This is a genomic window from Georgenia ruanii (assembly GCF_009193175.1).
Lineage (GTDB): Bacteria > Actinomycetota > Actinomycetes > Actinomycetales > Actinomycetaceae > Georgenia > Georgenia ruanii.
Genome location: NZ_VUKE01000019.1, coordinates 72,201 through 83,836, shown reverse-complemented (window position 1 = coordinate 83,836; position 11,636 = coordinate 72,201). Strand labels below are relative to the sequence as shown.

At 74.7% G+C, this 11,636-nt stretch carries 12 protein-coding genes; 8 read left to right on the top strand and 4 right to left on the bottom strand.

The features are described from left to right. The coding region (locus GD880_RS16845; RefSeq protein ID WP_193314576.1) for a transposase at nt 1-771 on the top strand (771 nt) is incomplete at its 5' end. A gap of 130 nt (nt 772-901) precedes the next feature. Further along, entirely contained in the window at nt 902-1,108 is a 207-nt protein-coding gene (locus tag GD880_RS16840; RefSeq protein WP_226909761.1) for a hypothetical protein, read from the top strand. A 15-nt stretch (nt 1,109-1,123) separates the two neighbouring features. Here the strand turns inward: GD880_RS16840 and GD880_RS16835 are convergent, their stop codons facing one another. Both GD880_RS16835 and GD880_RS16830 read right to left on the bottom strand, forming a co-directional pair. Next, entirely contained in the window at nt 1,124-2,314 is a 1,191-nt protein-coding gene (locus tag GD880_RS16835; protein ID WP_193314575.1) for an App1 family protein, read from the bottom strand. Between the two features lie 147 nt (nt 2,315-2,461). Beyond that, entirely contained in the window at nt 2,462-2,698 is a 237-nt protein-coding gene (locus GD880_RS16830; protein WP_152232765.1) for a DUF6458 family protein, read from the bottom strand. Between the two features lie 336 nt (nt 2,699-3,034). Between GD880_RS16830 and GD880_RS16825 the strand changes: the two genes are divergently transcribed. Together GD880_RS16825 and GD880_RS16820 are read left to right on the top strand one after the other, a co-directional pair. After that, nucleotides 3,035-4,522, top strand: a complete 1,488-nt coding sequence (locus GD880_RS16825) for a sugar porter family MFS transporter (protein ID WP_226909760.1) — start codon at nt 3,035-3,037, stop codon at nt 4,520-4,522. Between the two features lie 188 nt (nt 4,523-4,710). Continuing rightward, the gene (locus GD880_RS16820) at nt 4,711-4,956 is read left to right on the top strand and encodes an acyl carrier protein (RefSeq protein WP_152232764.1); all 246 of its coding nucleotides are present in this window, start codon (nt 4,711-4,713) and stop codon (nt 4,954-4,956) included. Between the two features lie 181 nt (nt 4,957-5,137). Here GD880_RS16820 and GD880_RS16815 read toward each other — a convergent pair whose 3' ends face one another. Beyond that, the gene (locus GD880_RS16815) at nt 5,138-5,617 is read right to left on the bottom strand and encodes a general stress protein (RefSeq protein ID WP_152232763.1); all 480 of its coding nucleotides are present in this window, start codon (nt 5,615-5,617) and stop codon (nt 5,138-5,140) included. Nucleotides 5,618-5,788: 171 nt separating this feature from the next. Between GD880_RS16815 and GD880_RS16810 the strand changes: the two genes are divergently transcribed. Further along, complete coding sequence (locus GD880_RS16810; protein ID WP_226909759.1) at nt 5,789-7,144, top strand: MGH1-like glycoside hydrolase domain-containing protein; 1,356 nt, start codon at nt 5,789-5,791, stop codon at nt 7,142-7,144. Between the two features lie 18 nt (nt 7,145-7,162). On the opposite strand, the gene GD880_RS16805 is transcribed toward GD880_RS16810, so the two are convergent. Then, nucleotides 7,163-7,807 carry a cation transporter gene (locus GD880_RS16805; protein WP_226909758.1) on the bottom strand — a complete coding sequence of 215 codons (645 nt, stop codon included), beginning with the start codon at nt 7,805-7,807 and terminating at the stop codon, nt 7,163-7,165. Between the two features lie 150 nt (nt 7,808-7,957). Here GD880_RS16805 and GD880_RS16800 point away from each other — a divergent pair, with 150 nt between their 5' ends. The 3 genes from GD880_RS16800 (at nt 7,958) to GD880_RS16790 (ending at nt 11,561) form a co-directional block, all read left to right on the top strand. Continuing rightward, nucleotides 7,958-8,719, top strand: a complete 762-nt coding sequence (locus tag GD880_RS16800; RefSeq protein WP_152232761.1) for a sulfite exporter TauE/SafE family protein — start codon at nt 7,958-7,960, stop codon at nt 8,717-8,719. A 129-nt stretch (nt 8,720-8,848) separates the two neighbouring features. Next, entirely contained in the window at nt 8,849-10,066 is a 1,218-nt protein-coding gene (gene manD, locus GD880_RS16795) for a D-mannonate dehydratase ManD (RefSeq protein ID WP_152232760.1), read from the top strand. Nucleotides 10,067-10,073: 7 nt separating this feature from the next. Next, nucleotides 10,074-11,561 (top strand): mannitol dehydrogenase family protein, encoded by a 1,488-nt coding sequence (locus GD880_RS16790; protein ID WP_152232759.1) that lies wholly within the window; start codon nt 10,074-10,076, stop codon nt 11,559-11,561. Nucleotides 11,562-11,636 lie beyond the last annotated feature (75 nt).

Here is an 11,636-nt window from a genome sequence, read left to right as displayed (position 1 = left end):
CTGGGGACTGCCCGCGCTGCGGGCGTGAGCGGCCGGGTGCTGTGTCGGGCGGACTCGGCGTACTACGGCCACGCCTTCGTCGGCACCGCGCTGCGGCACGGGGTGTGGTTCTCGGTGACCGCGCGGATGGACCCGCAGGTCAAGGCGACCATCGCGGGCATCGACGAGGACGCCTGGACCCCGATCAAGTACCCCCACGCGGTCTGGGAGGAGACCGAGCAGCGCTGGGTCTCCGACGCCGAGGTCGCCGAGGTCCCCTTCGTCGCGTTCACCTCCCGCCGCAAGGCCGAGCACGTGCCCTGCCGGCTGATCGTGCGGCGCGTCAGACGGCTCCAGCCCCTGGCCTCCGACGGCAGCGAGCAGGGCGAGCTGTTCGCGGCCTACCGCCACCACGCGTTCATCACCAACTCGACCCTGGACACGGTCGAGGCCGATCAGCGTCACCGCGGCCACGCGATCGTCGAGCAGGTCATCGCCGAGCTCAAGGACGGGCCGCTGGCCCACCTGCCCTCGGGGAAGTACGCCGCGAACGCGGCCTGGGTGGCCACGGCCACGATCGCGTTCAACATCGCCCGTGCCGCCACTGTCGCCGCCGACATGGCCACCGCCCGGTGGGCGACCGTGCGTCGCCGGATCATCAACGTCCCTGCCCGCATCGCCGCCACGGGCCGCCGGCTGATCCTGCACCTGCCCAGCCGCTGGCCCTGGGCCGAGCACTGGACCGCCCTCCACACCGCCGCGACCGGACCGCCACCGACGGCCGCGTCCTGACCACCCAGCCCCAGCGGGCACGACCCGAGGAACCCGAAGTGGAAGAGCCGGCGCAGACCGGCAGCCCCACCACGCCTCGGACCTGCTCGCCCCCATCACCTCACCCGATCAGCGACAAACGGCAACGTCGGTGGATCAGGGCTCAGCCGGGCTCGGCGAGCGAGCGGCGTTCGTGGTCGGCGCGCTGGTCGCCTCGGCCAGCTGGCAGCTGCTGCTGGCCGGTGCCGGCGCGACGCTCGGGCGGTTCCTCGCCGGGCCCCGCGGGCGGCGGTGGACGGCGGCGCTCGGCGGCACCGCCGTCCTGCTGCTGGCGGCGCGCACCGCGCTGGGCGGGTAGGTGCCGGACGGGCCGCTAACGCGCCCGCTGCGCCTGCCGGCGCTCCGCGGCCTGCCGGCCGTCGGCGGCCTGCCGGCGGTCCGGGGTCTCCTGACGCTCGGCGGCCTCGCGCCGCTCCGCCTCCTCCTGGGCGATCCGCTCGTTGCGCCGGGCCACCAGCAGCTCGGGCAGCTCCCGGGCCAGCTCGTACCCGTCGCGCCCCTTCACCGTCGGCACGCCGTGCTCGGCGTTGGCGCTGCGGCGCGGGTCCGGCTCCTCGATCGCCTCGGGCGTGCCGTGGGAGAGCACCTGCTCGGTGGGGGAGAGCTCGCGGATGGCGATGGCCGAGACGTGCCGGGGGTGCTCGCGCGCGACGTCGTCGTAGATCATCGGGTCGTGCTGCCCGTCGTCGCCCACGAGCAGCCACCGGATCTGCGGGAACGTGATCATGAGGTTGCGCAGCTGGGTGCGCTTGTGCTCGATGCCGGAACGGAACAGCCCCGTGTTGGTCGGCCCCCAGTCGGTCATGAGCATGGGGCCGTCGGGGTAGCCGTGCTGGCGCATGAACCCGCGCAGCGTGGGCACCACGTTCCACGCGCCGGTGGACAGGTAGAACACCGGCGCGGTGGGCGCGTCCTGCAGCACCGTGCGGTACAGCTCGGCCATGCCGGGCACCGCTTTGCGGGCGTTGGTGTGGCGCACGAACGTGTTCCACGCCGCCAGCAGGGCGCGGGGGAGCATCGTGACCATGATCGTGTCGTCGACGTCCGAGACGATCCCGGCGCGCACCTCCGGGTCGACGACGAGCACCCGCGCCCTGGCCGGCTCCGCCGCGCGGGCCTCGATCGTCACGTCGTGCCAGCCCGGGGCCAGGCCGTGGTCGCGGACGATGACGTCGATGTACCCCCCGCGGTCGGTCGTCGTGTGCACCTCCTGGTCCCCGGCTCGCACGACGACGGGCAGGTAGCCGACCTGGGCGGTGAAGAACGCGCGCCAGCCGCGCTTCGCCTCGCCGGCGACGTTGATCGGCCCGACCGGGGTGATCTCGTCGTCGGGCGGGCTGGTCGGGTCGGCCATGAGGACGCGGCCGAGCACGTGGACGCTGTGGACCGAGCCGTAGCCGGTCAGCCCGATCGTGCGCGGCCGCCAGCCCTTCTTGCGCAGGTAGCGCACGCTGCGGCGGTTGATCGCGTCGTCGACCGCCATGCCGATTCGGGACAGTGCCACGGCTGACACCCTAGACGGCGCCCGGGCGCCGGGCTCGGGCGGCCGCCCGCCGCGCCGCGGCCCGGGGCGGGCACGGCCGGGGCCGGGCGCCCGTCCAGGATCGCCCGGCCCCGCCGTCGAGCCTCAGCCCCGCCTCGCCGTCAGGCGTCAGAGCGTGCCCTCGGGTCCGCGGATGCGGTGGTCGTCGCGCCGCTCGACGTACTCGGTGTGCGTGGTGTTCGTGCGCTGGCGGTTCATGATCAGCGCGACGACCAGGGCGACGAGGCCCGCCGCCATGCAGATGTAGCCGACCATCGTCAGGTCGACCCCCGCGATGCCGTCGGACACCGCGAACGCCAGGATCGCCCCGACGACGATGAGGAAGATGCCGCCTCCGATACCCATGCGCCGTTCCTTCCCTCGGGACCCGCGCGTGCAGGTCGGTGCGGTCAGTGTGGGGGCGGGCGGAGGCGTCCGCATCCGGAGAGGCCGGTGGTGGTCCGCTACCTCCGCGGTCGGGGGTCGCTACTTCCCGCCGTGGTCGTAGAACCCCTTGCCGCTCTTGACGCCCAGCTCGTCGCGCTCGAGGTAGGGGTCCAGCACCGTGATGGCCTTGTCCGACAGGGCCGGGTTCGCAAGGCCGCCCGAGGGCCCTGGCCGCGCCGCTTAGACTCGAATGCCTTCCGTGGCGGTCCGGATCCGTGGCGGGGCGAGGCAACGGCGGACGACGAAAGGCGCATCGTGGGAGCGGCGGCACCCGACCGGACGACGACACGGACGGTCACCCGTGACCGTCTCCAGGCCCTGCCGGAGGCCGGTGCCCCGGTGACGCCCCTGCGCACCCGGCTCGCCGCCGTCGTCATCACCCTCGGCGGGCTGCTCTTCGGCTACGACACCGGCGTCATCGCCGGTGCCCTGCCGTACATGGCCCGGCCGGAGGCGGCGGGCGGGCTCGCGCTCACGCCCGCGACCGAGGGCCTCGTGACGTCCTCGCTGCTCATCGGCGCCGCCGTCGGCGCCATGGTCAGCGGCCGGTTCTCCGACCGCCACGGCCGACGGCGCACCCTCCTGGTCCTGGCCGTCGTCTTCACCCTCGGTGCGGCGGGCACGGCGCTCGCGCCCGGGCTGGGCACGATGGTGGCCGCCCGGGTGGTCCTCGGTCTGGCCGTCGGCGGGGCGTCGGCGACCGTGCCGGTCTTCCTCGCCGAGCTGGCGCCCAAGGAGTCCCGCGGCAGCTACGTGGCGGCCGACCAGCTGATGATCGTCACCGGCCAGCTGCTCGCCTACACGCTCAACGCGGTCCTGGCGCACACCGTGGAGGGCCCTCACACCTGGCGGTACATGCTCGCGCTGGCGTCGGTGCCCGCCGTGGTGCTGTGGGTGCTCGTGCACCGGGTGCCGGAGACCTCCCGGTGGTTCGCCGCCCGCGGGCGCTACGGCGAGGCCCTGACCACGTTGCGGCGCACCCGGCCCGCCGGCCACGACGCCGTGGGCGAGCTGCTCGAGATGGTCGGGGTCGCCGACGCCGAGACCGCCGCCCGCGGGCTCGGCTGGCGCGACCTGCGAGCCCCCTGGATCCGGCGGCTGATGGTGGTGGGGATCGGCGTCGCCGTCATCCAGCAGGTCAGCGGGGTCAACACGATCATGTACTACGCCCCCACGCTGCTCGAGCTCACCGGGCTGGCCACCGACGCGGCGCTGACCGCCACCATCGCCAACGGCGTGGTGTCCGTGCTGGCCGCCGTCCTGGGCCTGCAGATCGTGCGGCGGGTGCGCCGCCGGACGATGCTGCTGGTCGGCCAGGGCGGCATCCTGCTCGCGCTGCTCGCCCTCGGCGCGGTGTTCGCCATCGCGGTCGAGCCGGCGCTCGCCGCGGGCCGGGTGCCCCCGCTCGGCGCCAGCTACGCCGTCCTGGCGTTCATGCTGCTGTTCCTGCTCTTCCAGCAGGCGGCCCTCTCGCCGGTCACGTGGGTGATGCTCTCGGAGGTCTTCCCCCTGCGCATGCGCGGGCTCGGCATGGGCATCGCCGTCTTCCTGCACTGGTGCGTCAACGCGGCGATCTCCTTCACGTTCCCGGTCCTCGTCGACGGCGTCGGCGGGGCGGCGACGTTCCTGCTCTTCGCCGTCGTCAACGCCGGGGCGATCGTCTTCGCCTGGCGGCTCATCCCGGAGACCTCCGAGCGCTCGCTGGAGGAGCTCGAGGAGGACTTCCGTCGCCGCTACGCCTGAGGGGCGCGGCGTCCGCTCGCCTGGACCGTGGTCACCCGCGCCCAGGGGGCATCCGGTTGCGGACCGTGCCGCGGCCCTTACGTTGGAGAGCGGCCCAGGGAGAGCACTCCCGCGGGGCCGCCCGCCCCGCGGGCCGACCCGGCACCGGCCGGGTCGAGGCACGAGAACAGAGACCAGAGGAGGACCGCATGGCCACCGGTGAGACCGGCTTCGACGACGTCACCTACGACCTGATCTCGGTGCAGTACCACTCCCTCAAGGCCGGCCACGACTACGGGCAGTACGTGCGCGACGCCCGCAACGCCGGCAAGGAGGACATCGCCTCCTTCTTCGAGGAGGTCATGGCGCAGGACTCCGAGCGCGCCAAGAAGTGCCACGAGTTCCTCAAGTCCCTCGGCGGCATCGACAAGACCCAGCCGCAGCAGCAGACCTGAGGCGGGCGCCGGTTCCCCGGCGGCTCTTGCTGAGGAGGACCGCCGGTGGGGCGGCCGGGGTGCCTGCGTTGGCGGGCCGAGAGGGCAGTCCGGTCGCTCAGGTCGTCGTGGCGACCAGGACCTCGAGTGTGCGGCGTGGAGGTGCGAGCGCCGCCGTCGAGCGCGAGCGCGCCCCACCCGGTCACATGGCGTCGATCCGCGCCAGGCGGCGGGCCTCGGCGAGGTGCTCGGCGGTCACCTGCACCTCGTACCCGCTGGCCTCGAGGGCCTTGACGCTGGCGAAGTCGCGCTTGCCGCGGGTGGCCCAGTGGGACAGGAAGCCGAACAGGGCGCCCCACAGTGCGGTGAAGACCACCGCGGCGACGATCATCCCGAACCAGGCCTGCCCGGGCACGAACAGCGAGAGCAGCAGGCCCAGCAGCAGGCCGAACCAGGCGCCGCCGGCGGCGCCCTCGAGCGCCGCGCGGCCGTTCGTCTTGCGACGGGTGACCTGCTCGACCGTGTGCAGCCCGGTCCCGATGATCCGCACGTTGCTCACCGGAAAGCCGCTGTCGGAGAGGAAGTCCACCAGGTCCTGCGCGTCGGCGTAGTCCTTGAGGTCGATGAGCGGGCGGTAGTCGGCCGCGTTGCTCATGGCCTGGGGCAGGTTCGGCATGCTCATGGCGTAGCTCCCGTCGTCAAACTGGTTCGGGGTCTCCAACCAACCTACGGCCGCCGCGTCGCCGGTGCACGCCGGGATCGGCCGTGGCCCGACGCCCGGCGCTGGCTATCCTGGAAGCGGTGGCCGGCACGTCACCGCCGCCGGCCCTGCTCGCACGGAGAGGTGCGTGACGTGTCAGACGCCGCCGTTCCGCCGTCCCCCGAGGAGCCCCTGGCCGCCGCCCGAGCGGACGACCCGGCCGCGCCTCCCGCCCCCGCCGCGGTGCGTGCCGCCGCGGCCGCGCTGCTCGAGGAGAACTGGGCGGGCCACCACACCGCCCGGGCGCGCGGCGCGTACCCCGACCAGTGGGGCTGGGACTCCGCGCTGGTCGCCGTGGGCCTGCGCCACGTCGCCCCCGACCGGGCCCAGACCGAGCTGGAGTCGCTGCTGGCCGGGCAGTGGGAGGACGGCCGCCTGCCCCAGCTCGTCTTCGAGCCCGGCCACGAGGCCGAGGCCGCGCCGGGGGACGCCTTCTGGCGATCGCGTGGGGTGCCGGGCTCGGCCGAGCTGCCTACCTCCGGCCTGGTGACCCCGCCCGTCCACGCCGCCGCGGCCCTGCTCGTCCACCTCGCCGCCCCCGCCCTGTCCCGCGAGCGCGGCTTCCTCCCGCGGGCGTACCCCCGCCTGCTGGCCTGGCACCGGTACCTCGCGGCCCGTCGCGACCACCGGGGCGCCGGGCTGGCGAGCATCGTCCACCCCTGGGAGTCCGCCACCGCCGGCTCGCCGCTGTGGGACGAGGCGCTGGCGGACGTGCCCGCCGCCGGCCCCGGCCTCCCCGCGCCGGACGCCGTCCGGGTCGGCGATCCCGAGCCGGGCACCCCGACCGAGGTCGCCCGCGCCCTCTGGCTCGCCGGCCGCTACCGGGACACGGGCTACGACGACGCCGCGGCCCACCCGTTCGTGGTGGAGGACCCGGCGTTCAACGCCCTGTGGGCGGTCTCCGAGCTCGCCCTCGCCGAGATGGCGGTGGAGCTGGGCCGCGACCCGGCGCCGCACCGCGCCCTGGCCGGGCGCATCACCACCGCCCTGGAGGGTCTGTACCTGCCTGAGCTCGGCGTCTACGGGGCCCACGACGTCGCGCGCGACCGGCTGGTGCGCCGTCCGACCGTCAACGGCCTCGTCCCGCTGCTGCTGCCCGACCTCGAGCACGCCGACGACCTCGTCGCCACCGTGCGCGGGCCGGGGTTCCTCGGCGGCGGCGCCCTGGTCGTGCCGAGCTACGACCTCCGGGCCCCCGACGTCGACCTCGCCACCTCCTGGCGCGGCCCGGGCTGGTTCACGATGAACTGGTTGGTGGTCACCGGGCTGCACGAGCACCTCGAGGGTCCCCTTGCCGACGGCGTCGCCGAGCAGCTTCTCGCGCTCGCGGTCCGCCACGACTTCCCCGAGCACGTCGACCCGATGACCGGCGACCCGCACGCGGTCCGCGGCGTCAGCGCCACGGCCGCCGTCGTCCTCGACCTCGCCGCGGCCCCGCACCCGCGCTGACGGCGGCCGCGCGGCGCGTCAGTCGATCTCCTCCCCGGCGAGCGCGCGGGCGGCGAGCCCCTCGGAGGTGGCCACCTCCCAGACCTCCTTGGCGGCCGCGACGTTGACGACCACGATGATCAGCCCCAGGACGATGTCCGGCCAGCCGCTGCGCAGCCAGAGGGTGAGCAGCCCCATGGCGATGATCGCCAGGTTGACCACCACGTCGTTGCGTGCGGCGAGCCACGCGGCCGTGGTCATCGACCCGCCGTGGTGGCGGAGCCGGGCCAGGATCAGGGTGCAGGCGAGGTTGACGACGGCGGCGCCGCCCGCCGTGAGCAGCAGGGCCAGCGGGTCGGGTGGCGCGGGGTGGGAGACCTTGGCGAAGGCCTGCCAGGCGGCGGCCAGCGCGGGGACCAGGATGATGCCCGCCATGACCTTGCCCATCCGCGCGCGCCAGGCCAGCGACCAGCCCAGCGCGAGGAAGATGAGCAGGTTGACGGCGGTGTCCTCGAGGAAGTCGACGCTGTCGGCGAACAACGAGACCGAGCCGATGGCCAGGGCGATGCCGGACTCCACGAAGAAGTAGGCGAGGTTGAGCCCCGCCACCACGAGCACGGTGCGGCGCAGCCGCCCCGGCGCGATGATGGTCCCTGCTCCGCCGCCCGTCTCGCGCGCCGTCACGCCCATGCTCCCGCCGTCGCCTGTCGCCGTCAGGGTCACGGTACGCGGACGTGCCCGGTGCCCGGTGCTCGGCCGGTGGCCGCCACACTGTGCCGGGCGCCACACCCGCCCGTCCTGCCCGCCGCCGCGCCGGGGGAGCATCCTTGCCCGGTGCAGTCTCTCCCCGTCCTCGGCTGGGTGGCGCTCGGCCTCGGCGCGTTGGTGGTCGGTCTGAGCAAGACCGCGATGCCCGGGGCCAACACCATCGCCGTGGGCCTCTTCGCCGCCGTCCTGCCCGCCCGGGCATCCACCGGCGTCCTGCTCGTCCTGCTCATGGTGGGCGACCTGTTCGCCGTCGCGGCCTACCGCAACAACGCGGACTGGCAGGTGCTGCGGCGGCTGGCGCCGCCGGTCCTGGTCGGGCTGGGGACGGGGACGGCGTTTCTCGCCGTCGCCGGCGACGCCGCGGTGCGCCGGGCGATCGGCGGGATCCTGCTGGCCCTGCTCGTCGTCACGGTGGTGCGGCGCGCCCGGACCGGGCGCCCGGACGCGGCGGAGGTCCGCACCGGCCGGTGGCGCCGTCGGCTGGCGCCCGGGGCCTACGGCACGCTCGGCGGGTTCACCACGATGGTGGCCAACGCCGGCGGACCGGTGATGTCGCTGTACTTCCTCGCGACCCGGCTGCCGGTGCTGACGTTCCTCGGCACCGCGGCGTGGTTCTTCTTCGCCGTGAACCTCACCAAGGTGCCGTTCATGGTCGCCCTCGGGCTCGTCACGCCCGCCTCGCTGCTGCTCGACCTGGTGCTGGTGCCCGGCGTGGTGGTCGGCGCGCTCGCGGGCCGGCGGCTGGCCCCGCGGATCCCGCAGGCCCTCTTCGACCGGCTCATCATCGCGTTGACGGTCGTGGCCGCGGGGTACCTGCTCCTCGGCTGAGCCGCACCGGAGTTGCACGTCACACCAAATAAGTCATACCTTTGGCTCTGACGGACGGGCGGCCCCCGACGACGGAGGCCGTCGCCGTCGGGACCCAACGGCGACCGAGCCCGAGAGCGTGGTGATGACATGGCCTCCCGCATCCGCTCCGCCGAGGTCCTCGTGACGAGCCCGAGCCGGAACTTCGTGACCCTGAAGGTGACCACCGACGACGGCGTCGTCGGCTGGGGCGACGCCACCCTCAACGGCCGCGAGCTGGCCGTGGCGTCCTACCTGCGCGACCACCTGGTCCCGCTGCTGGTCGGGCGCGACGCCGAGCGGATCGAGGACACCTGGCAGTACCTCTACCGCGGGGCGTACTGGCGGCGCGGCCCGGTCACCATGGCGGCGATCGCCGCCATCGACCTCGCGCTGTGGGACATCAAGGGCAAGACCGCGGGCAAGCCCGTGTACCAGCTGCTCGGCGGCGCCGTGCGCGACGGCGTCCTGGCCTACACCCACGCCACCGGCGCGGACCTGCCCGAGCTGCTCGACTCGGTCGACGCGCAGGTGGCCCGGGGCTTCCGGGCCGTGCGCGCCCAGTCCGGCGTGCCCGGGCTCGAGGCGGTCTACGGCGTCCACCCCGGCGTGGCCGCGTACGAGCCCGCCGGACGTGGCGCGGCCCCGGCCGAGGAGGTGTGGGACGTCGAGGCGTACCTGCGCCACGTGCCCGGCGTCCTCGCCGCGGTGCGCGAGCACGCGGGCCCCGAGCTCCACCTGCTCCACGACGCCCACCACCGGCTCACCCCGATCCAGGCCGCGCGCCTGGGCAAGGACCTCGAGCCGGTCCGCCTGTTCTGGCTCGAGGACGCCACCGCCGCGGAGAACCAGGAGGCGCTGCGCCTGGTCCGCCAGCACACCACGACCCCGCTCGCCCTGGGGGAGGTCTTCAACTCCGTGTGGGACTGCAAGGACCTCATCACCAGCCAGAGCCTGGATTACATGCGCGTGTGCGTCAGCCACGCCGGCGGCATCTCGCACACCCGCCGCATCTGGGACCTCGCCGCCCTCTACCAGGTCAAGGCCGGCCCGCACGGGCCCTCCGACGTCTCGCCCATCGCCATGGCCGCCTCCCTGCACCTCGCCCTGGCCACGCCGAACTTCGGCATCCAGGAGCACATGGGCCACGCCCCCCTCGTCGAGACGGTCTTCCGCCACGACTACACGTTCGCCGACGGCTACCTCCACCCCGGCGACGCCCCCGGTCTCGGGGTCGACGTCGACGAGGTCGCCGCCGCCGCGCACCCGTACGACCCCGCCTACCTCCCCGTCGCCCGCACCCGCGACGGGGCCGTCACCGATTGGTAACTCGCACATGAGACTCAGCCACGCCACCCTGCCCGCCGGCCGCCTCATCGGGGCCGCCGCCCCCGAGCGCACCGGGATCGTCCACCTCGGCCTGGGCAACTTCCACCGCGCCCACGCCGCCGTCTACACGGCCCAGGCGCTCGCGGCCGAGCCCGGGGACTGGGGCATCGTGGGCGTAGCCAACCGCTCGCGCCGCGTCGTCGACGCGCTGCGCGCCCAGGAGAACCTCTACAGCGTGCTCGAGCTGAGCCCGGCGGGGGAGCGCGCGGACGTGGTGGACGTGCACCGGCGCACCCTCGTCGCGGCCGACGACGCCGACGAGGTGGTCGCCACGCTCGCCGACCCGGCGCACAGGATCGTCACGCTCACCGTCTCGGAGAACGGCTACCACCGCTCCGCCCGCACCGGCGACCTCGACCTGGACGCCGCGGAGATCCGCGCCGACCTGGCCGACCCCGCCAACCCCCGGACCACCGTGGGCCTGCTCGCCCGCGGGCTTGAGCGCCGGGCCGCCGCCGGCGGGGCGCCGCTGACCATCCTGTCCTGCGACAACCTGCAGTCCGCCGGGACGACGACGCGGAACATGGTCGAGCAGTTTCTCGCCGCCGCGGCCGCACCGCAGGAGGTCCTCGACTGGGTGGCGGCGTCGGTGACCTTCCCCAACGCCATGGTCGACCGCATCGTGCCGGGGGCCACCGACGAGACCCGCGAGGGCGTGCGCCGCCTCCTCGGCGTCGACGACGCCGCCCCGGTGCCCGCCGAGGCCTTCACCATGTGGGTGATCGAGGACCACTTCGCCGCCGGCCGGCCCCGCTGGGAGGCCGCCGGGGCGATCTTCAGCGACGAGGTGGAGGCCTACGAGCTCGTCAAGCTCCGGCTGCTCAACGGCTCGCACTCGCTCATCGCCTACCTCGGCGCCCTCGACGGGCGCGAGACCATCCCGGCCTCCCGGGGCCAGGACTTCGTCGAGGAGGCGGTGCGCGCCGCGATCGCGGACGAGTACCTGCCCAGCATCGCCCTGCCCACCGGCTTCGACGCCGACGACTACGTCGCGAGCCTGTTCACCCGCTGGTCCAACCACTCCCTGGGGGACCGGACGTCGCGGGTGGGCTCGGACGGGTCCACCAAGCTGCTCCAGCGCGTGCCCGAGCCCGCCCTCCGCCTGCTGCACCAGGGCGAGGTGCCCCAGCAGATGGCCCTGACCGTCGCGGCGTGGATCTGCTGCGTGGTGCCGCCGGCGGGCTTCGTGCCCGGTCCCGTCGCCGACGCCATGCAGGAGCCCGCGCGGGCCCGCCTGGCGCAGGCCACGGCCGGCGCGCCGGACGTGCGCGGGCACGTCGGCGCCGTCCTGCACGGCGGCTTCTTCCCCGACGAGCTCACCGCCCACCCCGAGTTCGTCTCCCGGGTGGCCGACCTCGTCGAGGTGATCGTCACCCACGGCGTGCGCGCGGCCACCCGCGAGGCGCTCTCCGCGCGGCCCACCGTCCGGTCCTGACCATCCCGCGGCCCCCGACCACCGGGGCCCCGCCGTCGCGACGGCGGGGCCCCGGCATCCCCCGAACGACCACGA